The sequence below is a fragment of the Halomonas sp. HK25 genome (assembly GCF_047795635.1).
Taxonomy (GTDB): domain Bacteria; phylum Pseudomonadota; class Gammaproteobacteria; order Pseudomonadales; family Halomonadaceae; genus Halomonas.
Window position 1 is genome coordinate 3,282,395 of sequence record NZ_CP181044.1, and the last position, 20,690, is coordinate 3,303,084.

The 20,690-nt window shown below is 66.2% G+C and carries 20 protein-coding genes; 11 read left to right on the forward strand and 9 right to left on the reverse strand.

Annotated elements, in window-relative coordinates:
* Positions 1–14: 14 nt before the first annotated feature.
* The 7 genes from ACM26W_RS15475 to ACM26W_RS15505 all read right to left on the reverse strand — a co-directional run bounded on the left by ACM26W_RS15475 (position 15) and on the right by ACM26W_RS15505 (position 7,030).
* Positions 15–1,220: a pyridoxal-phosphate-dependent aminotransferase family protein gene (locus ACM26W_RS15475; RefSeq protein ID WP_416137868.1), complete on the reverse strand. Its 1,206-nt coding sequence runs from the start codon at positions 1,218–1,220 to the stop codon at positions 15–17.
* A gap of 46 nt (positions 1,221–1,266) precedes the next feature.
* Entirely contained in the window at positions 1,267–2,454 is a 1,188-nt protein-coding gene (locus ACM26W_RS15480) for a CaiB/BaiF CoA transferase family protein (RefSeq protein ID WP_416137869.1), read from the reverse strand.
* Positions 2,455–2,516: 62 nt separating this feature from the next.
* Positions 2,517–3,305 carry an enoyl-CoA hydratase/isomerase family protein gene (locus ACM26W_RS15485; protein WP_416137870.1) on the reverse strand — a complete coding sequence of 263 codons (789 nt, stop codon included), beginning with the start codon at positions 3,303–3,305 and terminating at the stop codon, positions 2,517–2,519.
* 118 nt (positions 3,306–3,423) lie between these two features.
* Complete coding sequence (locus ACM26W_RS15490) at positions 3,424–4,707, reverse strand: TRAP transporter large permease (protein ID WP_416137871.1); 1,284 nt, start codon at positions 4,705–4,707, stop codon at positions 3,424–3,426.
* The gene (locus ACM26W_RS15495) at positions 4,704–5,291 is read right to left on the reverse strand and encodes a TRAP transporter small permease (protein ID WP_416137872.1); all 588 of its coding nucleotides are present in this window, start codon (positions 5,289–5,291) and stop codon (positions 4,704–4,706) included. The genes ACM26W_RS15490 and ACM26W_RS15495 overlap by 4 nt, the downstream gene beginning before the upstream one ends.
* Positions 5,292–5,378: 87 nt before the next feature.
* A complete protein-coding gene (locus tag ACM26W_RS15500; protein WP_416137873.1) occupies positions 5,379–6,353 on the reverse strand; it encodes a TRAP transporter substrate-binding protein in 975 nt (324 codons plus the stop codon).
* 215 nt (positions 6,354–6,568) lie between these two features.
* Positions 6,569–7,030 (reverse strand): GlcG/HbpS family heme-binding protein, encoded by a 462-nt coding sequence (locus ACM26W_RS15505; RefSeq protein WP_416137874.1) that lies wholly within the window; start codon positions 7,028–7,030, stop codon positions 6,569–6,571.
* A 182-nt stretch (positions 7,031–7,212) separates the two neighbouring features.
* On the opposite strand from ACM26W_RS15505, the gene ACM26W_RS15510 reads away from it, so the two are divergent.
* A complete protein-coding gene (locus tag ACM26W_RS15510; RefSeq protein ID WP_416137875.1) occupies positions 7,213–7,881 on the forward strand; it encodes a GntR family transcriptional regulator in 669 nt (222 codons plus the stop codon).
* A 22-nt stretch (positions 7,882–7,903) separates the two neighbouring features.
* Here ACM26W_RS15510 and ACM26W_RS15515 read toward each other — a convergent pair whose 3' ends face one another.
* Entirely contained in the window at positions 7,904–9,538 is a 1,635-nt protein-coding gene (locus tag ACM26W_RS15515; protein ID WP_416137876.1) for a BCCT family transporter, read from the reverse strand.
* Between the two features lie 105 nt (positions 9,539–9,643).
* On the opposite strand from ACM26W_RS15515, the gene ACM26W_RS15520 reads away from it, so the two are divergent.
* The 8 genes from ACM26W_RS15520 (at position 9,644) to ACM26W_RS15555 (ending at position 17,967) form a co-directional block, all read left to right on the forward strand.
* Entirely contained in the window at positions 9,644–10,567 is a 924-nt protein-coding gene (locus ACM26W_RS15520) for a DMT family transporter (protein WP_416137877.1), read from the forward strand.
* 40 nt (positions 10,568–10,607) lie between these two features.
* Positions 10,608–12,194 (forward strand): GNAT family N-acetyltransferase, encoded by a 1,587-nt coding sequence (locus tag ACM26W_RS15525; RefSeq protein WP_416137878.1) that lies wholly within the window; start codon positions 10,608–10,610, stop codon positions 12,192–12,194.
* Between the two features lie 19 nt (positions 12,195–12,213).
* A complete protein-coding gene (locus ACM26W_RS15530) occupies positions 12,214–13,053 on the forward strand; it encodes a zinc-dependent peptidase (RefSeq protein ID WP_416137879.1) in 840 nt (279 codons plus the stop codon).
* 31 nt (positions 13,054–13,084) lie between these two features.
* The gene (ltaE, locus tag ACM26W_RS15535; protein ID WP_416137880.1) at positions 13,085–14,098 is read left to right on the forward strand and encodes a low-specificity L-threonine aldolase; all 1,014 of its coding nucleotides are present in this window, start codon (positions 13,085–13,087) and stop codon (positions 14,096–14,098) included.
* Entirely contained in the window at positions 14,095–15,168 is a 1,074-nt protein-coding gene (locus tag ACM26W_RS15540; protein ID WP_416137881.1) for a tartrate dehydrogenase, read from the forward strand. Before ltaE ends, ACM26W_RS15540 begins: the two co-directional genes overlap by 4 nt.
* A 232-nt stretch (positions 15,169–15,400) precedes the next feature.
* A complete protein-coding gene (locus ACM26W_RS15545) occupies positions 15,401–16,792 on the forward strand; it encodes an NAD(P)/FAD-dependent oxidoreductase (protein ID WP_416137882.1) in 1,392 nt (463 codons plus the stop codon).
* 12 nt (positions 16,793–16,804) lie between these two features.
* A complete protein-coding gene (locus tag ACM26W_RS15550) occupies positions 16,805–17,299 on the forward strand; it encodes a hypothetical protein (RefSeq protein ID WP_416137883.1) in 495 nt (164 codons plus the stop codon).
* Positions 17,300–17,517: 218 nt separating this feature from the next.
* Entirely contained in the window at positions 17,518–17,967 is a 450-nt protein-coding gene (locus ACM26W_RS15555; RefSeq protein WP_416137884.1) for a hemerythrin domain-containing protein, read from the forward strand.
* A 21-nt stretch (positions 17,968–17,988) separates the two neighbouring features.
* Here the strand turns inward: ACM26W_RS15555 and ACM26W_RS15560 are convergent, their stop codons facing one another.
* Positions 17,989–18,861: a class I SAM-dependent methyltransferase gene (locus tag ACM26W_RS15560; RefSeq protein ID WP_416137885.1), complete on the reverse strand. Its 873-nt coding sequence runs from the start codon at positions 18,859–18,861 to the stop codon at positions 17,989–17,991.
* Positions 18,862–18,974: 113 nt separating this feature from the next.
* Between ACM26W_RS15560 and ACM26W_RS15565 the strand changes: the two genes are divergently transcribed.
* Positions 18,975–19,529 (forward strand): lipocalin family protein, encoded by a 555-nt coding sequence (locus ACM26W_RS15565; RefSeq protein ID WP_416137886.1) that lies wholly within the window; start codon positions 18,975–18,977, stop codon positions 19,527–19,529.
* Positions 19,530–19,550: 21 nt separating this feature from the next.
* Positions 19,551–20,570: a succinylglutamate desuccinylase gene (locus ACM26W_RS15570; RefSeq protein ID WP_416140907.1), complete on the forward strand. Its 1,020-nt coding sequence runs from the start codon at positions 19,551–19,553 to the stop codon at positions 20,568–20,570.
* Positions 20,571–20,690 lie beyond the last annotated feature (120 nt).

A 20,690-nucleotide genomic window follows, 5' to 3' on the forward strand; every position in this document is an offset into this window, starting at 1 on the left:
GTGTCGGGGTGGGATCACCGGGCGTCGAGCGGATGCTGGGCGAAGTAGTCCAACGCCGCCACCAGACCACTGCCCTTGAGCGGCACACCGGCGAGCGTCATGCCCGCCTCGCAGCCGCCGAGCGTGGCGATCAGGGTCAGGTCGTTGCAGTCACCCAGGTGACCGATGCGGAACATCTTGCCCTTGGACTTGCCGAGCCCCATGCCCAGCGACAGGTCGAAGCGCTCATAGATGATCTTGCGCACGGCGTCGGCGTCGACTCCCTCCGGCATCACCACCCCGGTGAGCACCGGCGAGTAGAGGGCCGGATCCAGGCACTGGACCTCCAGGCCCCAGGCCTCCACCGCCTTGCGCACGCCGGCGGCCCAGCGCTGATGGCGGGCGAAGACGTGGTCCAGGCCCTCCTCGAGCAGCATGTCCAACGCCTCGTTGAGGCCGTAGAGCAGGTTGGTGCTGGGGGTATAGGGCCAGTAGCCGTTCCGGTTGGCCTCGAGGATCTCGTCCCAGGCCCAGTAGCTCCTGGGCATGGTCGTCTCGCTGCTGGCCGCGATGGCCTTGTCGGAGACCGCATTGAAGCTGATGCCCGGCGGCAGCATCAGCCCCTTCTGGGAGCCGGAGATGGTGACATCGACGCCCCACTCGTCGTGGCGATAGTCGGCGCTGGCCAGGCCCGAGATGGTATCCACCAGCAGCAGGGCCGGATGGCCGGCGGCATCGATGGCGCGGCGCACGGCGGCGATGTCGCTGGTGACCCCGGTGGAGGTCTCGTTATGCACCACGCAGATCGCCTTGATCGTGTGCGAGGCGTCCTCCCTGAGGCGCGCTTCGATCATGTCGGCCTGGACGCCCTGGCGCCAGCCCTCATAGCCCGGCAGGCTCAGGAACTCGGGCTCGATGCCCAGCCGCAGGGCCATCTTGTGCCACAGGGTGGCGAAATGACCGGTCTCGAACATCAGCACGCTGTCACCCGGCGAGAGGGTGTTGACGAGCGCGGCCTCCCAGGCACCGGTACCGGAGGCCGGATAGATGATCACCGGGTTCTCGGTCTTGAAGACCCGCTTGATCTTGTCGAGGAGTTCGAGGCCCAGGGCCCCGAACTCCGGGCCGCGGTGATCGATGGTGGGCAGGCTCATGGCGCGCAGGATGCGGTCCGGCACCGGCGAGGGGCCGGGGATCTGCAAGAAATGACGGCCGGACGGGTGGAAATCGAGCTTCAGCATGGAGATCTCTCCGTAGTGTTGATCTTGTCACGTCGCAGGCGGCGAACTACTTGATGCAACCCTCGTTGCGCAGCGTGGCGAGTTCGTCGGGACTCAGGCCCAGATCGCCCAGCACCTCATCGGTGTGCTGGCCAAACAGCGGCGCGGGGGCACGGATCTGCGAGGGGGTGGCCGAAAACTTGCTCGGGAAGCCGATGGTCTTCATCTTGCCGATCACCGGGTGTTCCATCTCCTGCACCATGCCACGGGCCAGGTAGTGTTCATCGGCCATCGCCTGGGCAAAGTTGTTGATGGGGCCAGCCGGCACCCCGGCGCTGTCGCAGCGGGCCAGCCAGTCGTCCAGGTCCCGCTCGGCCATCAGGGACTCCAGCAGCGCCTCGAGCTCCTCGACGTGCTGGCCGCGGTCGAAGTTGGTCAGGAAACGGGGATCCTCCATCAGCTCCGGGCGCTCGATGACGTCACCACAGAAGCGCTCCCAGGTGCGCTGGTTGGCACAACCGAGCATCAGGTAGCCGTCGCGAGCCTTGATCGCCTGATAGGGGGCCGAGACGCGATGGCGCCAGCCGGTGGGCTCCGGCACCGTGCCCTCGGAGAAGTAGGCTGCCGCCTCCCAGGTGAACCAGGGCAGGCCGCACTCGGTGATGGCGATATCGATGTGCTGGCCTTCGCCGGTGTTGGTCCGGTGGATGTAGGCGGCCAGGATGGAGTAGACGGCGGTGATGCCGCCGCCGATGTCATAGACGGCGATACCGGTCTTCAGCGGCCGGCGGCCCGGCTCACCGGTCATCGACATCAGGCCGGACATGCCCTGGGCCACCAGGTCGAAGCCGCCCTTGTGGCTGGAGGGGCCGGTCTGGCCGTAGCCGGAGATCGAGCAATAGATGATCCCCGGGTTGATCGCCTTGATGGTGTCGTAGTCGATCTGCAATGACTGGGTGACCCCGGTGCGATAGTTCTCGACGATCACGTCGGCATCCTTGGCCAGGCGATAGAAGATCTCCCGCGCCCGTTCCTCCTTGAGGTTGAGCGAGATGCTCTTCTTGTTGCGGTTGATCTGCGCGAAGCAGGTCGACTCATCATTCACGTAGGGTCCCATCTGGCGGCTGTCATCGCCGCCATTGGCCTTCTCTACCTTGATCACCTCGGCGCCCATGTCGGCCAGCACCATGGTGCAGTAGGGGCCGGCCATGATCTGAGAAATATCCAGAACCTTGAGCTTTTCCAGGGGAAGCATGGGCTCCACCTCACTTGTTGTTGTCGGATGGCTGCCTGGCGCCCGGCCAGGCGGATCGGACCTCAGCGGCCCGTCCACTCGAAGGGTGTCTTGTAAAGGAACTTGCTCACCGCCGCCTTGAAGTCGTCGCTCATGTAGCAGGTGGTGACCCAGTCATCGCTGGCGTCCCGCGCGAGGCGGCGATGCGCCAGCACCCGGCCCACCAACGCCTTGCTGGCCTTGAGGGTGAGCGGCGCCCGCTGCCCCAACTGATCGGCCACCGCGGCCACCTCCTCGTGGATCCGCTCTGGCGCGAAGACCGCGTTGACCAGCCCGGCTTGGTTCGCCTGCTCGGCACCGAACAGGGTGCCCAGCATCAACGCCTCCTTGGTGCGGGCCACCCCCAGCATGTCGATCAGGCGCGAGATATTGGTGATGGAGAGCGTGTTGCCCAGGGTGCGGGCGATGGGCACGCCGAACTTGAGGCTGGGCGTGGCGTAACGGAAGTCGCAGACCAGGGCGAGCGCCGCACCGCCACCCACGCAGGCCCCCTCCAGCAGGGCGATGGTGGGCTTGTCGAGAGCCTCGAGCTTGCCGACCACCGCGTCGATGCGCTGCTCGTAGCCGATGCCGTCCTCGGGCTTGCTGAAGTGCTCGAACTGGCCGATGTCGGTGCCTGCCACGAAGGCCTCGCCGCCTACCCCGTGCAGCACCACCGCGTGGATGGCGTCATCCGTGGCGATGTGGTCGCAGTGACCGGAGAGTGCGTCGTACATCTCCCAGGTCATGGCATTGCGGTTCTCGGGGCGGTTGAAGCCGAGCCAGGCCACGCCATCGCGCACCTCATACAGCAGGGTGTTGGCTGTCATCATGCCTCTCCCTCGTACCGGCCGGATCCCCGGCAATGAATAATGAATTCAATTTATCGGGTGCCATCTTTCCCTCCTTACTTTGACAGGCCCGGCGGGGTGCCGCCCGCCGGGCCCTCCCCTAGCGGTAGAAGAACTCCACCAGCGCCATCGGGATGGCGGGGATATAGGTCACCAGCAGCAGGATGAAGAGCAGCACGCCGATGAAGCCGAGGTTCGACCGGGTCACCGACCAGACATCCGTCTTGGCGATCGAGCAGGCCGTGATCAGCACACTCGCCACCGGCGGGGTCTGCTGGCCGATGGCCAGGTTGAGACAGACCACCAGGCCGAAGTGGACCGGATCGATCCCGGCCGCACCGACCAGCGGCATGACGATGGGCACCACCAGGATGATCGCCGCCGCCGAGTGCAGGAATAACCCGATCAGCAGGAAGAAGACGTTCAGCATCATCAAGATGGCGTACTTGTTGTCGGTCAGGCCGAGCACCGCCTGGGCCAGCTGCTGGGGCATGCGCATCTCGGTCAGGAAGACGCCGATCAAGGCCGAGGCTGCCACCAGCAGCATCACCACGGCGGTCTGCTGCCCCCCGTCGATGATCGCCCTGTAGAGGGTGCCCATGTCCAGCTCACGATAGATCACGGCGCTGATGAAGATCGCCGCCGCCACCGCCAGGCCCGCGCCCTCGGTGGCGGTCACGAAGCCGCCGAAGATGGAGCCGAGAATGATGATCGGCAGGGTCAGGGCCCAGCTGGCCTCCTTGGCGGTCTGTTTGACGCGCTTGAACTGGAACACCTCCTCCACCGGCCAGTCATACTTGCGGGCATAGTAGTAGCTCAGCGCCATCAGGCCCGCGGCCCCCAGCAGCCCGGGCACGATGCCGGCCACGAACAACTGGACGATGGAGGCGCCGGACATCACCCCGTAGAGGATCATCGGAATCGAGGGCGGAATGATGATCGCCAGGGAGGCCGATGACGAGGTGACGGCCGCGGCGAAGGCGCTGGGATAGCCGCGCTTCTTCATCGCCGGGATCAGCACCGAGCCGGTGGCCGCCACGTCGGCCACCGCGGAGCCGGAGATCTCGGCGAAGAACAGCGAGACGCCGATGTTGATCATCGCCAGGCCACCGCGAATGAAGCCGAACAGCGCCGAGGCGAAGGCGATCAGGCGCTTGGAGATGCCACCAGTGTTCATGATGGCCCCGGCCAGCACGAACATCGGAATGGCCAGGAGCGGGAAGCTGCTCGCCCCCTCGAACATTGTCAGTCCGATGTTGGGCAGCATCTCCAGGCCCTGGTAGACCACGATGGCCACCGTGGCCACGATCGCCAAGGCTACGGCGATGGGCAGCCCCATCAGGATCAGCCCCAGCAGGCCAATTATCATGAAGGGAAGTGTCATGGCTGATCCTTCCTGGTCAGTGCATCCGCGGTGAACCCGGCCCGCGCATTGTCACGTTCGGCCTCGGCGATGGCGTGGCGTATCTCCTCCTCCTCCTGGGTGAGGCCGGAGCGTACCTTGGCCAGGTGAGCCGGCATGCTGAGCAGCTGGGCGATGATGAACAGCGCCGCCCCGATGGGAATGACCGACTGAGTGAAGGTGAGTGGCACCCAGCGCAGGGTGATCAACGCCATGCCCTGCATGACATCCAGGACCACCAGACCGGCCCAACCGAGCACCAGGAAGAAGCCGATGAACAGCGCCTCGGACAGATAGGCAATCGGCATGCGGATATACACCGGCATGGCGGCCAGCACGCCGTCGACACCGATATGGCCGCGCTTGAGCGCCGCCAGCGCCCCGGCATAGTAGGTCAGCCACACCAGCATGATGGCGGCCACCTCGTCGTACCAGGAGGGAGTGCGCCAGGCGTAGCGGGTCACCACCGCGTAGAGCACCACCAGCGTCAGCGAGACCATCAGCACCACCGTGATGACCTCGAGAAGACGCTCCATGATGCGGGAAATCTGATTCACGGTACCCATGGGTCTCGACTCGCTCAGGAAAGGGAACAGAAGTCCCCACGCCACCGCTGGGCGTGGGGCATGTGCCTCGCTGTTGAGCAGGGCAGATCAGGAGTCGTTGCCGAGCTCCAGCACCCTGTCGATCAGTTCCTGCGAGCCGGGGACCTCATTGGCGAAGGCCTCGTAGATGGGACCGGAGGCGTCGATGAACACCGAGGTATCGACCTCGTTGATCTCGGTGTCCGCCTGACGAATCACGTCGATCAGATCCTCGTCGAGTTGGGCGGCATGCTCATAGACGAACGCCTGAGTCTCCTTGGCCGCCTCGATGACGATCTCCTGGATCTCCTCGGGAAGGTTGTTGAAGCGTCGGCCGGCGGTGAGATAGGCCGGCGTATAAACGTGGCCGGTCAGCGACAGATAGTCCTGCACCTCCTGGAAGCGCTGGCCAGCAATCTGCGCCAGGGGATTCTCCTGGCCATCCATCACGCCGGTCTGCAGGGCCATGAACACCTCGGAGAGGGACATCGGCGAGGGCTCGGCACCGTACTCTTCGAACATCCTCACGCGCCAGACTCCCTGAGGCACCCGCAGCTTGACACCGCGCAGGTCCTCAGGGGTGTTGATGGCACGCCGGTTATTGGTGATATGGCGGAAACCGTTCTCCCAGACGGCCAGGATGCGATAGCCGTTCTGCTCGGCCAGCGGCGCCAGGGTCGGCCAGACGATTTCCTCCTCGACCCGCTTCATGTGCTCGCGATCCTGAATCAGATAGGGCAGCTCGAAGAGGCCGAATTCGTCTGCCACCGAGGACATGATGGTGGAGGGCAGCGCCAGGTCGACGGTACCCAGCCGCATGCGCTGGAGCAGCTCCGAGTCGGTGCCCAGCTGGCTGGAGCCGAAGACCACCACCTCGTACGGCTCGGGGAGACGCTCGTTGACGAGTTCCGCGAAATGGTTGGCGGAGTCGGAGAACAGCGAGTCGGGGCCTCCGACATGACCGAAGGTGATCTCGCGTGCCTGGAGTGGGGCCGATACGAGGGCAATGGCGGCGGCGACCGCCGTGAGACGTAGCAGGTGCATGGCGCTTTTCCTCTTGTTGTAGTCTTGGCTCGAGCGGGGATGCCGCACGTGTTCCGCTTCTGTTGTCGTTGTGAAAATCAGCGGAGCCGGGTAGGCGCAGCACAAATTGAATTCTTTATGCGAAATGCGCCTTCACCTCAAGCTAGTCCCGGCCGGGAAGGGGTGTCAAGGGGTTCGTTTCAGCGCAAGGCGCCATCCCCGGCCACAGCCGGCGGTCACTCGGGCTCCAGGCCCCAGGCCAGGCCGGCCGCCTCGATCCCGGCGATGGCCGCCTGCTCGTCTTCGGCCGACGAGGCGCCGCTGACACCCACCGCGCCGATCACGCACCGGTCGTCATCCAGGATCAGCACGCCACCGGCAACCGGGATCGAGCGCCCTCCCGAGGCCGCGGCGACGCTGGCGAGGAAGGCCGGCCGTTCGGTATTGCGCTCGCCGATCACCCCGCTGGCCGCCCCGTTGCCCAGGGCCGTGAACGCCTTCCCGCTGGCGACCGGGAAGCGCAGCGGGGCACAGCCGTCCTCCCGCTCGGCGGCGACCGGGTGGCCACCGCCATCCAGCACCACCACCGTAAGCGGCTCCATCTCCTGCGCCCTTGCCAGCGCGAAGGCGCCATCCAGGATGTCTCGCGCCTCGGCGCGCCCCAGCAATACCCGGCTGCGATAGACCTTTCCTGCCATCTGCTCTCCCCCGCTGCTGTACCCGATGGAATTTTGAATTCATAATAACTTTGCACACTCTCATCGCCCTCGCCACCATGGAGAAGACAGCCGAGGCAGAATGCGCAAGACTGCAGGGGGCTGCCGGACGGGGCAGAACTGTGGTGGCAGCGCCGGCAGGCATCACGCACAAGGAAGCGAGCATGAGCAAGATTCAGCACCGAAACCTCTACCGGGAGGTCGCCGACCGCGTCCTCGACCTCATCGAGCAGGGCGATCTGGCATCCGGTGATCGCATTCCCGAACGTGAGCTCTGTGAGCGCTTCGGCGTCTCCCGCACGCCGCTGCGGGAGGCCCTCAAGGTCCTCGCCTCGGAGGGGGCGGTGGAGCTGCTGCCCAATCGTGGGGCGCGGGTCAGGCAGCTGACCCTCAAGATGGTCAAGGACACTTACGACCTGATGGGTGCCCTGGAGGGACTGGCGGGGGAGCTGGCCTGTCAGCACATCACCGACGAGGAGATCGGCGAGATTCGGGAACTGCACGGGAGGATGCTCGACCACTACCGGAACAGGGAGCTGGCGGACTACTTCCGGGTCAACCGGCAGATCCACGAGGGCATCCTCGCCGCCTCTCACAACGAGGCGCTGCAGGAGATGTACAGCAACCTCAGCCAGCGGGTGAAGCGGGTGCGCTACTCCAAGCAGATGACCGACACCTTCTGGCAGCGGGCCGTCGAGGATCACGAAGCGATGATCGAGGCCCTCAAGCAGCGCGACGGTCGGCGACTGGGCCAGATCCTGCGCGACCACCTCTGCAACAAGCTGGAGGTCGCCTCCATGGATGACGTGATCGACGACCGCCAGCGGGCCTGACCCGCCGGCGGACATTTCCGGCTTACTTGCGGTGCAGCTCGCCGTTGAGCGCCTTGATGATCGAGTAGCACATCAGGAGCATCACGATGGAGAACGGAATCGCCGTCGCCGTCACCCCCGCCTGCAGCGCCGACAGGCCGCCACCGAGCAGCAACACGATGGCGATCAGGCCCTCCACCGTCGCCCAGAACATCCGCTGCGTCCTGGGAGCATCGATCTTGCCGCCGGCGGTGATGGTATCGATCACCAGGGAACCGGAATCCGACGAGGTGACGAAGAAGACCAGCGCCAGCACGATGGCGATGGTCGCCATCAGGCCCGTCAGCGGCAACTCGTTGAGCATACCGAACAGCGACAGCTCGGGGCTGTAACTGTCGATCACGTACTCCTTGACCAGGCTGGCGCCCGGGTTGGCATAGAGCTGCTCCAGAGCGGTGGAACCGACGACGCCCATCCAGATGAAGATGAACAGACTGGGAATCACCAGTACACAGGTCACGAACTCGCGGATCGTGCGGCCCCGTGACACCCGGGCGATGAACATGCCGACGAAGGGCGCCCAGCTGATCCACCAGGCCCAGTAGAAGATGGTCCAGTCCTGCCGATAGGCATCGTCGTCGCGACCGAAGGGCGCCGACAGCGAAACGAACTCCGTCACATAGGTCGTGAGACCCGTCCAGAATCCGGCCATGGCCACCAGGGTCGGGCCGGCAAACAGCACGAAGAAGAAGAACAGCACGGCCAGGATCATGTTGAGTTCGGAGAGCTTCTTCACGCCGCCATCCAGACCACGATAAACCGACACCAGCGCCACCGCCGTTACCAGCAGGATGATGATGACCTGGGCAGTGGCACTGACTTCCAGGCCGAAGACGAAATTCATCCCCGCGTTGGCCTGCTGAGCCCCGAGCCCGAGGGAGGTGGCCAGACCGAACAGGGTGGAAAACACCGCCAGGATATCGATGACATGACCCCACCAGCCCCAGACGCGATCGCCGAGGATCGGGAAGAACGCCGAGCGAATGGAGAAGGGCAGCCCCTTGTTGTAGGTGAAGATGCCCAGCGCCAGGGCCATCACCACATAGACCGCCCAGCCGTGGATGCCCCAGTGCAGATAGGTGCCGGCCAGGCCCATGGCCGTGGCAGCGGGAATGGCCTCCGGGTCGAGTGCGCCGTCGGCCCCGAAAGGGGAAGGGATACCGAGCGGCAGGGAGACGTTGGCATGGTAGACCGGCTCCAGCACACCGAAGAACAGCAGCCCGATGCCGATGCCGGCGGCGAACAGCATCGAAAACCAGGACAAGTACGAATAGTCTGGCCGCGCATCGGGGCCGCCCAGCCGGATCTTCCCGTAGGGCAGGACGATCAGGGCCACACAGAACAGGATGAAGAAATCCACCACCAGCATGAAATACCAGTCCAGGGTGCCGGTCGAGAACGCGACAATAGACTGGAAGATGGCCCCGGCTCGCTCCGGAAACAGCAGGGTAAGAGCGATGAAGACCAACGAGGCCAGGGCCGACACCACGAAGACCCGGTTATGGATATCGAAGCCGAAGGGGCCTAGCTGTCCCTCGATGTTGTCCTGGCCGACGACGTAATCCGTCTCCATGTCGCTGTTCGCGGCGTGCGATGGGGGATCACTCGGATCATTCATGGCAGACGTCCTGTGGCGATGGGATGTCACGGATCATCAGATTATCATGCCCCTTTTCCAGGCCTTCGACAGCGAGAGGCCCCGTTTCAACGTACCGAGGACGCCATGCCCCTGCTCTATTTCCTGCCTCCGCTCGGCGCCGTGCTGATCTGGTCAGGCAACATGACCATCAACCAGCTCACCGTGGGCGCCATTGCGCCGAGCAGCATCGCCTTCCTGCGCTGGGTGCTGGCGCTGGCCGTGCTCACCCCCTTCCTGGCACCGGCGGCGTGGAAGCATCGCGCCACCATTCTCCGCGAATGGCCGAAGCTCGCCGTCCTGGGGCTGCTTGGCATGGGCCTGTGGCAGGGGCTCGCCTATGTGGCCGCCGAGACCACCAGCGCCACCAACATGGGTATTCTCGCCGCCATGGTGCCGCTGCTCACTGTTCTGCTCAGCGCCCTGATCCTGCGCGAGCCGCCGAGCCTCGGCGGCGTGGCCGGCGGCCTGCTGGCCCTGGTGGGCGTGACCATCCTGCTGGGTCGCGGCAACCCGCAGTCACTGCTGGAGCTGACGGTGGCCAAGGGTGATGCGCTGATGCTGGTGGCCGCCACTTGCTACGCCCTCTACGGGGTGATGCTCAAGCGCTGGCCCATCGGCCTGCCGCCCTGGGTGCTGCTCTACGCCCAGGTGATCTTCGCCGTGCTGTTCCTGCTGCCGCCCTGGCTGCTGGGCCCCATGACCCCGGTGGATGGAAGCAATATCGGCCTGATCCTGTATGCCGGCATCCCGGCCTCGATCATCACCACCTTCCTGTGGATGCTGGCGATTCGCCGGATCGGCGCCAGCCAGGCGAGCATCTTTATCAACCTGATGCCGCTGTTCAGCGCCCTGATTGCCATGGTCGTCCTGGGCGAGCACATCGCACTGTTCCATTTCATGGGCGGCGTGCTGATTCTCGGCGGGGTGATCATGGCCCAGACCCTGACCCGGCCGCTGCGGCGACCAGAATCCGCCGCTTCGCCGGGTGATGCCGACCGCTCGTGTTAGACTTTTTCCCCTGCCTCCCCTGACAGAATAAGGATGCGCCATGTCCCTCGACGACCTGCACCTCACGCTTCGCAACCTGACGGCCGAGGACTATCCCCAGCTCGAGGCACTGATGGACGCCGTCTACCACGACATCGGCGGCGCCTGGTCGAAGCACACCATCGACACGCTGATCGCCACCTTCCCGGACGGCCAGATCGTCATCGAGGATGACGGCCGGCTGGTGGGCATGGCGCTGACCGCTCGTGTCGACTACGAAGAGTTCACCAACCCGCACAAGTACGACGACCTGATCGGCAAGCGCGATGTGATACTCGATGTCCCGGAGGGGGACGCCATGTACGGCCTGGACGTGCTGATCCACCCGGACTATCGCGGTTACCGCCTGGGCCGTCGCCTCTATGATGCCCGCAAGGAGCTGTGCCGCTCGCTCAACCTGCGCGCCATCCTGGCCGGTGGGCGCATCCCCCAGTACCACAAGCACGCCGAGGCGCTCTCCCCCACCCAGTACATCGACCGGGTGGCCCGTAAGGAAATCCACGACCCCATCCTCTCCTTCCAGCTGGCCAACGACTTCCAGGTCAAGCGGCTGCTGCGTGACTACCTGCCCGAGGACGAGAAGTCCCGGGGCTTCGCCACCCTGCTGGAGTGGAACAACTTCCTCTTCGAACCCGCCGAACTGGTGCTCGATAATCGCAAGACTCAGGTGCGGATCGGCGCGGTGCAGTGGCAGATGCGCGAGTTCGACTCGGCACAGGCGGTGCTGCAACAGGTGGAGTACTTCGTCGATGCGCTTTCCGGCTACAAGAGTGACTTCGCGGTCTTCCCGGAGCTGTTCAATGCCCCGCTGATGGGCCTTCAGGATCGCGCCGCCCAGCAGGACCAGACCTCCGCCGTCCGCTTCCTGGCCAGCTTCACCGAGCAGTTCAAGGCCGAGCTGTCGCGCATGGCGATCTCCTACAACATCAATATCGTGGCCGGCTCGATGATCGAGGTGGGCGAGGACGACCGCCTCTACAACGTCAGCTATCTCTGCCACCGCGACGGCGAGATCGAGAGCCAGGCCAAGCTGCACATCACCCCCCAGGAGCGCCGCGACTGGGTGATCGAGGGCGGCGACGACCTCCAGGTGTTCGACACCGACGCCGGCCGGGTCGGCATCCTGATCTGCTACGACGTGGAGTTCCCGGAGCTGCCGCGGCTGCTGGCCGAGCAGGACATGGACATCCTCTTCGTGCCCTTCTGGACCGACACCAAGAACGGCTACCTGCGGGTGCGCCACTGCGCCCAGGCCCGGGCCATCGAGAACGAGTGCTACGTGGTGCTGTGCGGCAGCGTGGGCAACGTGCCCTCCATCGAGAATCTCGACATCCAGTACGCCCAGTCGGCGGTCTTCTCGCCCTCGGACTTCGCCTTCCCCCATGACGCCGTGCTCAACGAGACCACCCCCAATACCGAGATGATCTTCTTCTCGGACCTGGACCTGACCCGGCTGACCATGGTGCGCAACGAGGGGTCGGTGACCAACCTCAAGGACCGCCGCAAGGACCTCTTCGACCTGCGCTGGCGCGACTGGTCCTGGAAGTCCGGGGGCCGGCCATCCGGGGCCGACCTGGAAGAGAGCTGAGGAGCGCGGAGGAGAGCCGATGCTGGGGCGCCTGAAACGCTGGCGGGCCGAGCGTTTCGCCGCCCGCTACCCCTTCCCCGAGGAGGCCTGGGACGAGGCCCGCGGGCGGCTGCCGCTGCTCGCGGCCCTGCCTGACGCCGAGGCGGCGGCGCTGGGCGCGCGCGCCTGGCAGTTCCTGCACGCCAAGCGCCTGAGCCTGCACCCCGAGCTCGCCGAGGCTACGCCCTTCGATCTGCCCGCCCAGCTGGCCCTGGCCGCCCAGGCCTGCCTGCTGACCCTGGGCTGGGACGACGACGAGCACCTCGAGGCCTTCGCCAACGTCCACGAGGTGCTGATCCTGCCCGACGCCTTCCAGCGCCGGGTGGAGGAGATGGACGAGTTCGGCGTGATGCACGAGTACGACGACGAGCGCGCCGGCGAGACCTCCTACCAGGGTCCGGTGGTGGTGGCCTTCCCCGACCTGATGGAGAGCGGCGACTTCTCGGGCTTCAACGTGCTGATCCACGAGTTCGCCCACAAGCTCGACATGGGCAACTCGCTCGACGTCGACGGCTTCCCGCCGCTGCCGCGGGAGATCGACCCGCGGGAGTGGCACCGGATCTTCATGGACGTCTGGGAGGACCTCCAGGCGCATCTCGAGCGCGGCGAGCCCACGCCCATCGACGACTACGCCGCCACCCACCCGGGGGAGTGCTTCGCGGTCTGCTGCGAGGCCTTCTTTACCGCCCCGGATCTGTTGCATGATGCCTATCCGGCGCTCCATGACCTGCTGGCCCGCTACTTCCGCCAGGCGCCGCTGGCCCGGCTGCCCGAACGCGACATCAAAGACATCGAGGCCGCTCACCACGACCGCCACTGATCCGCTCTTCACCACCACCCAGGAGGCGCTCATGATCGATCTGCGCAGCGACACCGTCACCCGCCCCACCGCGGCCATGCGCGACGCCATGCACGCCGCCCCGGTGGGCGACGACGTCTGGGGCGACGACCCCAGCGTGGCGCGCTTCGAGGCCGCGGTGGCCGAGTGCGCCGACAAGGCCGCCGCCCTGTTCTTCCCCTCGGGGACCCAGAGCAACCTGGCCGCCCTGCTCGCCCACTGTCAGCGCGGCGACGAATACATCGCCGGCCAGCAGGCCCACACCTACAAGTACGAAGGCGGTGGGGCTGCGGTGCTCGGCAGTATCCAGCCCCAGCCGCTCGAGAACGCCGCCGACGGTTCGCTGCCGCTGAACAAGATCCGCGCCGCCATCAAGCCCCACGACTTCCACTTCGCCCGCACCCGTCTGCTGGCCCTGGAGAACACCATCGGCGGCAAGGTGCTCGACGCCGATTACGTGAAGGCGGCCACCGACCTGGCCCGGGAGCACGGCCTGGCCACCCACCTGGACGGCGCCCGGCTGTTCAACGCCGCGGTGGCCACCGACACCCCGTTGGCCAGCCTCTGTGCGCCCTTCGACAGCGTCTCGCTTTGCTTCTCCAAGGGACTCGGCGCACCGGTGGGCTCGGTGCTGGCAGGCTCGCAGCAACTGATCAACGAGACGCGCCACTGGCGCAAGGTGCTGGGCGGCGGCATGCGCCAGGCCGGCGTTCTGGCAGCCGCCTGCCACCATGCCCTGGACCACCATGTCGCCGATCTCGCCGACGACCATGCCAGAGCCGCCCGCCTGGCCGAGGGCATCACCGCCCTGCCGGAGCTAAAGGTCGCGTACCAGGCCACCAATATGGTGTTCCTGACGGTACCTGAGTCGCATATTGCCCCGATGCGCGCCTGGCTGGCCGAGCGAGAGATCCTTGTCGAGGTGCTCTACACCACCCGCCTGGTGGTACACCGCGACCTGGATGACGATGCCATCGAGAGGGTGCTCGAGGCGCTTGATGAGTATTTCACGAGGAGAGCAGTATGACCCATCGCATCGCCGTGATCCCCGGCGACGGCATCGGCAAGGAAGTGATGCCCGAGGGGCTGCGCGCCCTGGAGGCCGCCGCCGCCCGCTACAACATCGACCTGGAACTCGAACACTTCGACTTCGCCAGCTGCGACTACTACGCCGAGCACGGCCAGATGCTGCCTGACGACTGGTTCGAGACCCTCAAGGACGTCGACGCCATCTTCTACGGTGCCGTGGGCTGGCCGGCGACGGTGCCCGATCACGTCTCGCTGTGGGGCTCGCTGCTGCAGTTCCGCCGCCGCTTCGACCAGTACGTGAACCTGCGTCCCTGCCGGCTGCTGCCCGGCATCAAGAGTCCCCTGGCGGACAGGAAGCCGGGCGATATCGACTTCTACGTGGTACGCGAGAACACCGAGGGCGAGTACTCCAGCGTCGGCGGCAAGATGTTCGAGGGCACCGACCGCGAAGTGGTGATCCAGGAGACGGTGATGACCCGCCACGGCACCGACCGGGTTCTGAAGTTCGCCTATGAACTCGCCCAGTCAAGGCCCCGGAAGAAGCTCACCTCGGCCACCAAGTCCAACGGCATCGCCATCACCATGCCCTGGTGGGACGAGCGCGTGGCCGCCATGGGGGCGAACTACCCCGAGGTGGCCGTGGACCAGTTCCATATCGATATCCTCACCGCCAACTTCGTGTTGCATCCGGACTGGTTCGACGTGGTGGTGGGCAGCAACCTCTTCGGCGACATCCTTTCCGACCTGGGACCGGCCTGCACCGGCACCATCGGCGTGGCGCCCTCGGCCAACATCAACCCGGAGGGCACCTTCCCGAGCCTGTTCGAGCCGGTCCACGGCAGCGCCCCGGACATCGCCGGGCGCGGCATCGCCAACCCCATCGGCCAGATCTGGTCGGGCGCCATGATGCTCGAGCACCTGGGCCACCCGGAGGCCGCGGACGCCATCGTTACCGCCTTCGAGGCGGTGCTGGCCGAGGGCGACAAGGGCGTGCTCACCCCCGACGTGGGGGGCTCGGGCACCACCGAAACCCTTGGCCAGGCCATCGCCAAACGCCTCGGCGGCTGAGCCAACCCGGCAGAGGCATCGCCTGCACAGTAAAGACGACGGCCACCGCCCTGAGCTGTGGCCGTCGTCGTTCGTGCGAAAAGAGGGCATTCCGACCAGAAAGCTGACTTGCGTCAAGTTGCCGCACACCAAGGGAGGACGTGCAGGAAGGTTAAGGCTAAGTTATAAATATAAACCAAGAGTTATAAGGATATAACAACTACTGCCTGACCCGTTACGCAGGAGTCCTGCCATGCCACGCCCCCTCGAACCGCTCCGCCTGGACCGACGCCAGCTCCTGAAATACGGGCTGGGTGCCGGCGCTGCTGGCCTGCTGCCGCTGGGCAGCCTGCAGGCCAGCACACTTTCCACCAGCGCCCGCATCGTCATCCTCGGCGGCGGCGCCGCCGGCATGGCCATGGCCAACCGGCTCTCTCGCCGCCTGGATGGCGCCAGCATCTCTCTCGTCGAGCCGCACGAGACCCACCACTACCAGCCGGGCTGGACCCTGGTGGCCTCCGGCGTCTGGACCCCCGACAAGACCATGCGACCCAACGCCAACTTCGTCCCCGCCGGTGTGACGTGGGTGCGGCAACCCGCCGTGGGCATCGATGCCGATCAGCGCCGGGTCTCGCTGGCCGATACCAGCGCGCTGGAGTACGACTACCTGGTGGTGGCCACCGGCCTGCAGCTCAACTACCACCTGATCGACGGCATGTCGCCGGACCTGGTCGGCACCCACGGCATCGGCAGCGTCTATGCCAGCCTCGAGGGCGCCACTCGTACCCGCGACGCCATCGATGCCTGGATCGCCAAGGGTGGCGGCAAGGGGCTGTTCACCGCGGCGCCCACCCCCGTGAAATGCGCCGGCGCCCCGCTGAAGATGACCTTCACCACCCTCTCCCGCCTGGAAGCAACCGGCCATCGCGACGACTTCCAGGTCGAGTTCCTGGCCCCAGGGTCGGCGCTGTTCAGCCAGCCGTGGGTCAACGACTTCGTCAAGCAGCGCTTCGACGACCAGGGCGTGACCCGCCGCCATCACTACCGGCTCTCCGCCATCGACCCCGGCGCGCAGCAGGCCGAGTTCACCTTCATCGGCCCGGACAGCGAGTTCACCTCTCACCATCAGCTGCGCGAGGCGGAGTTCTCCCGAGAAGGCGAGCGCACGGTGATCGCCGACTACGATTTCATCCACGTGGTGCCGCCCATGAGCGCCCCGGACTTCGTCAAGGAGAGCGACCTGATTGCCGGCGAGGGACCCTTCCGCGGCGAGTGGCTGGATGTGGACATCCACACTATGCAGCACAACCGCTATCCGGAGGTATTCGGTATCGGCGACGTGATCGGCGCGCCGATCAACAAGACCGCCGCCAGCGTCAAGGCTCAGGCCCCGGTGGTCGAGGCCAACCTGTTGGCCCAGATGCAGGATCAGCCGCTGCCGGCCCGCCACAATGGCTACACTTCCTGCCCGATGATCACCGGCATCGGCAAGGCGATGCTGGTGGAGTTCGGCTACGACAACAATCTGGACTTCCTGCCCTCCTTCCCGTTCATCGACCCCCGCGACGAGTCCTGGGCGGCCTGGGTGATGAAGGACCGCATGCTGCAGCCGGCCTACTATGCCGTGCTCGAAGGCCAGGCCTGAGGAGATCGGACAATGACGATTCAAGGTGCACTGACCATCCTGATGTACGCCCTGGCCCCCTTCCTCTGGCTGATCGTGGCCGGCGTGGGTCTGCTGCTGGCCGTCCAGCTGGTCGCCCGGCTGCGCGGCTATCACGCCCTGGGCTATCGCTGCCTGGGTGCCAATCTCGCCGCGCTGGCGGTCGGCCTCTCGGGGCTGTGGTGGATTCCCGCCTTCACCAACTCGCGGCTCGCCTACGTGGCCACCCTGTTCGATTGGGTGGCCATGGTCGGCGCCGTCATCGGCCTGACCGTGGCCGCCTGGCTGGTGCTGCACCCAATCAGCTACCTGATGCGTGCGCCAGCGGCAGGCCTGACGCCACACCCCTTGCAGGATGCGCACCCTGCCGACGGCGAGGGCCACGGACAGGGAGTACCCCGCCAGGATAATCTAGCGGGTCAGCCAGGCGACGCGACGCTAACCGGGGTCAACAAATGGGAAGGAAGGTGTCGAGAAAAGGCGCCCTAGAAGATGGCATCTGACGAATGCTAGACAACGCTTTCTGCGCAACAAGGAGGTTGTCTGTTCCAAGCCTGGTGGCTGAACAGCGAAGGAAATCGAGCGCTCGAATTGAATCTGTCGATCGTGGAGTCACCGGCGATCATCTTGCGTCAGCTTTGCCTATGCTGGACGTGATAGCAGCCACACCAGAGCATGAGCGCCACAATCAACCAGGAGACCCTGCTATGTCGAAGACCCTGTTCGAAGCCCTGCGCGAAGACCATGACATACAGCGCGAACTGTTGGATAAGCTTCTGAAGACTTCCAGCGATAGCCCGGACCGGGATCGGCTCTATCGACGCCTCCGCGCCGAACTCCAGCACCATGCCGGCGCAGAAGAGCGCGCGCTTTACATTCCCATGATGGCGCACGACCTTACCCAGGAGAAGGCGCGTCACAGCGTCGCCGAGCACCACGAGATCGACGAGCTTCTCGAGACCCTGGACGGAACCGACTACGCGTCACCCGGCTGGCTCACACATGCCCGCAATCTCGAGGACAAGGTCCTGCACCATCTGGAAGAGGAAGAACACGAGGTCTTCCAGCTGGCGGGGCGCGGCCTGCAAGACGATCAGAAGACCTCACTCGCCGGGGAGTACAAAAAAGAGATGGCCAGGCGTCGCGAGCAAGACTGAGCTGAGCGGGCATGGGAAACGTCAGGCCAGCCGCCACACCCCTTCCAGAATACGCACCCTGCCGGCGGCCAGATTGTCGCGCAGGTTGCGCCCCATCTCGGCAAACTCATCACCGAAGATCAGCGCCGGCCCCGGCAGGTTCGGGGGCGGCTCGGTACCGGCCTCGCGGTGGCCATGCTTCTGGCGCCAGGCCAGCGCCGTTGCGGTCACGTCGCGCACGCTCACCGGCACGAACCCCGCCGCTTCCAGGCTCGCCTGAAACGCCTCTCGCTGCTGCAGGTGGCTGGTCGCCGCCGTGCGTGCCCAGGGTACCGGCAGCGCCAGCGGCTCCGGGTTGTCGCCGGCCACCACCTCATGCAGCAGCACCAGGCCACCGGGCGTCAGCAGCCGGCGCCACTCCGCCAGCACCCCGGCCAGGTCGGGCATGTTCATCAGCGCATGCTGGCACCAGATGACATCGAAGGCACCGTCCGGCAGCGGGGTGCGCGCGGCGTCGGCACACAGAAAGCGGGTGCGGGCTGAAAGGCCGGTGGCCGCGCTGAGCCACTCGGCCACCTCGATGAAGGCGATGGTGATATCGACGCCGACCACCTCGCAGCCGGCTTCGTCGGCCAGCAGGCGGCTGGCCCCGCCGGTGCCGCAACCCACATCCAGCACCCGCTGCCCCGCGCGCAACTCCCCCAGCGCCGCCAGGGAGCGGCTGGCCGCACGGCCGCCCAGGTGCAGTTGGTCGATACCGGCCACCTCGTCCAGCGAGAGCGTGCCCGGGTCGCGGCCGGCGGCCACAAAGGCTGCGTGCAGGCGCTGCACCAGGCTTTCCTCGCCCCCGGCGGCGAGGGCATCATAGTGGTCATTGATTAAGCGGGCATCGCGATCACGGGTGCGGTCGGTCATGGTGGCCTCCTGGCGTTGGGCAGGCGGCCAGTCTAGCCTGGCGCCACGCCCTCCCCCATCCTGCCAAGGTCACAGCCCGCCGCCGCCGGCGCCACGACAAGGAGTCCCTCCCAATGCCATCCTCCTCTCCCCTTGCCCTGCTGGGTGCCACCGCCCTGCTGCTGGCCGGCTGCACCGGCATCCCCAAGGGTACCGAGCCGGTCACCGGCTTCGCGCTCGATCGCTACCTGGGCCAGTGGTACGAGATCGCCCGGCTCGACCACTCCTTCGAGCGCGGCCTGGACTGCGTCACCGCCGATTACTCGCTGCGCGACGACGGCGGCGTGCGGGTGCTCAACCGCGGCGTGAAGCTCGCCGAGGGCGAGGCCAACGAGGCGGAGGGGCGCGCCTACTTCATCGGCGACGAGGACGTGGGCCGGCTCAAGGTGAGCTTCTTCGGCCCCTTCTATGGCGGTTACAACGTGCTGGCCCTGGACGACGACTATCAGTGGTCGCTGGTGGCCGGACCGGACCGCGACTACCTGTGGATCCTGGCCCGGTCCCCGATCCTGCCCGATGACACCTACCGCGACCTGGTCGAGCGCGCCGAGCGCATGGCCTTCCCGGTGGAGGAGCTGATCGAGGTGGATCAGGGCGAGGCCTGCGCCCCCTGGCGCGAGGAGGCCTGATCCATGGTCAAGAAGCACCCCATGCTGCAAGAGTGGCTGACACGAAGCCTCGAGGAGGCCGATTTTCCCGAGCAGGGCCGGCTCCCCGGCGGGCACTTCCGCCGGCTCGGCCAGGGGTTGCTGGAGCTGGTGCCCGACCATGCTAGCCCTGCGGCAAGAGCCTGCGTGCTCTCGGTGGGCATCCACGGCAACGAGACCGCCCCCATGGAGCTGCTCGACGGACTGCTTGCGCGGCTGGCGAGCGGGGGGCTGCGGCTCGGCGCGCCGACCCTGGTGATCCTCGGCAACCCGAAGGCGACCCGCCAGGGGGTGCGCTTCGTCGGCACCAACCTCAATCGCCTGTTCCGCCGCGCCCCGGACAGGAGCGGCTCGAAGGGAAACGGCCAGGAGGACGCCGGCATGGAGCCCGCCCGGGCGCGCGAGCTGATGGCGGCGGTGGACGCCTTCTTCGCTCGCCATGGGGTGCTTCCGCGGCTGCACTACGACCTGCACACCGCCATCCGCGACAGCCGCTACCCGCGCTTCGTGGTCAGCCCCTTCACCGAGCGCACGGCCGTTGAGGCCGCGCAATGGCGCTGGCTGGCCGCCGCCGATATCCAGGCGGTACTCCACCAGCACCGCCACAGCTGGACCTTCTCCCACTACAGCAAGCACTATCACGCCGCCCAGGCCTTCACCCTGGAGCTGGGCCGCGCCCTGCCCTTCGGGCACAATGACCTGGCATCGCTCGGACCCATGGGGGAGCTGCTGGCGGCGCTGCTCGAAGGGCGCGCGTCACCCGAGGCACCGCCAGGGCGCATGGCCTTCTTTCGGGTCGATCATGAGCTGATGCGGGCATCCGAGGCCTTTCGGCTGGCCTTCCCCGATGACACGCCCAATTTCACGTCCTTTGCCCCCGGCACCCTGCTGGCCGAGGATGGCCGGGCCGGGGAGACTCGTGTCGGCGAGACGCCGCTGGCCGTGGTCTTTCCCAACGCCGAGGTGGAGGTCGGCGCCCGCGCGGCCCTGCTGGTGCATCCGGAGCCGCCGCCGACGGGCTAGCCCTCCGATCAGGGCCAAAGGCGACATCGGCAGCAGAAAAACCCTTATAACAACCACAACGGGAGGGTAAAATCTTGCCCCTTTGCCGATCAGCACTGGACCCGCACCGCATTCCCTCTC

What these genes read in the sequence shown, in the direction of transcription:
- ACM26W_RS15520 (WP_416137877.1), top strand. Translation starts at nt 9,644, where the DNA reads ATGCCCCTGCTCTATTTCCTGCCTCCGCTCGGCGCCGTGCTGATCTGG.
- ACM26W_RS15480 (WP_416137869.1), bottom strand. Translation starts at nt 2,454, where the DNA reads ATGCTTCCCCTGGAAAAGCTCAAGGTTCTGGATATTTCTCAGATCATG.
- ltaE (WP_416137880.1), top strand. Translation starts at nt 13,085, where the DNA reads ATGATCGATCTGCGCAGCGACACCGTCACCCGCCCCACCGCGGCCATG.
- ACM26W_RS15530 (WP_416137879.1), top strand. Translation starts at nt 12,214, where the DNA reads ATGCTGGGGCGCCTGAAACGCTGGCGGGCCGAGCGTTTCGCCGCCCGC.
- ACM26W_RS15540 (WP_416137881.1), top strand. Translation starts at nt 14,095, where the DNA reads ATGACCCATCGCATCGCCGTGATCCCCGGCGACGGCATCGGCAAGGAA.
- ACM26W_RS15570 (WP_416140907.1), top strand. Translation starts at nt 19,551, where the DNA reads ATGCTGCAAGAGTGGCTGACACGAAGCCTCGAGGAGGCCGATTTTCCC.
- ACM26W_RS15495 (WP_416137872.1), bottom strand. Translation starts at nt 5,291, where the DNA reads ATGGGTACCGTGAATCAGATTTCCCGCATCATGGAGCGTCTTCTCGAG.
- ACM26W_RS15510 (WP_416137875.1), top strand. Translation starts at nt 7,213, where the DNA reads ATGAGCAAGATTCAGCACCGAAACCTCTACCGGGAGGTCGCCGACCGC.
- ACM26W_RS15475 (WP_416137868.1), bottom strand. Translation starts at nt 1,220, where the DNA reads ATGCTGAAGCTCGATTTCCACCCGTCCGGCCGTCATTTCTTGCAGATC.
- ACM26W_RS15500 (WP_416137873.1), bottom strand. Translation starts at nt 6,353, where the DNA reads ATGCACCTGCTACGTCTCACGGCGGTCGCCGCCGCCATTGCCCTCGTA.
- ACM26W_RS15515 (WP_416137876.1), bottom strand. Translation starts at nt 9,538, where the DNA reads ATGAATGATCCGAGTGATCCCCCATCGCACGCCGCGAACAGCGACATG.
- ACM26W_RS15565 (WP_416137886.1), top strand. Translation starts at nt 18,975, where the DNA reads ATGCCATCCTCCTCTCCCCTTGCCCTGCTGGGTGCCACCGCCCTGCTG.
- ACM26W_RS15555 (WP_416137884.1), top strand. Translation starts at nt 17,518, where the DNA reads ATGTCGAAGACCCTGTTCGAAGCCCTGCGCGAAGACCATGACATACAG.
- ACM26W_RS15485 (WP_416137870.1), bottom strand. Translation starts at nt 3,305, where the DNA reads ATGATGACAGCCAACACCCTGCTGTATGAGGTGCGCGATGGCGTGGCC.
- ACM26W_RS15550 (WP_416137883.1), top strand. Translation starts at nt 16,805, where the DNA reads ATGACGATTCAAGGTGCACTGACCATCCTGATGTACGCCCTGGCCCCC.
- ACM26W_RS15505 (WP_416137874.1), bottom strand. Translation starts at nt 7,030, where the DNA reads ATGGCAGGAAAGGTCTATCGCAGCCGGGTATTGCTGGGGCGCGCCGAG.
- ACM26W_RS15560 (WP_416137885.1), bottom strand. Translation starts at nt 18,861, where the DNA reads ATGACCGACCGCACCCGTGATCGCGATGCCCGCTTAATCAATGACCAC.
- ACM26W_RS15490 (WP_416137871.1), bottom strand. Translation starts at nt 4,707, where the DNA reads ATGACACTTCCCTTCATGATAATTGGCCTGCTGGGGCTGATCCTGATG.
- ACM26W_RS15545 (WP_416137882.1), top strand. Translation starts at nt 15,401, where the DNA reads ATGCCACGCCCCCTCGAACCGCTCCGCCTGGACCGACGCCAGCTCCTG.
- ACM26W_RS15525 (WP_416137878.1), top strand. Translation starts at nt 10,608, where the DNA reads ATGTCCCTCGACGACCTGCACCTCACGCTTCGCAACCTGACGGCCGAG.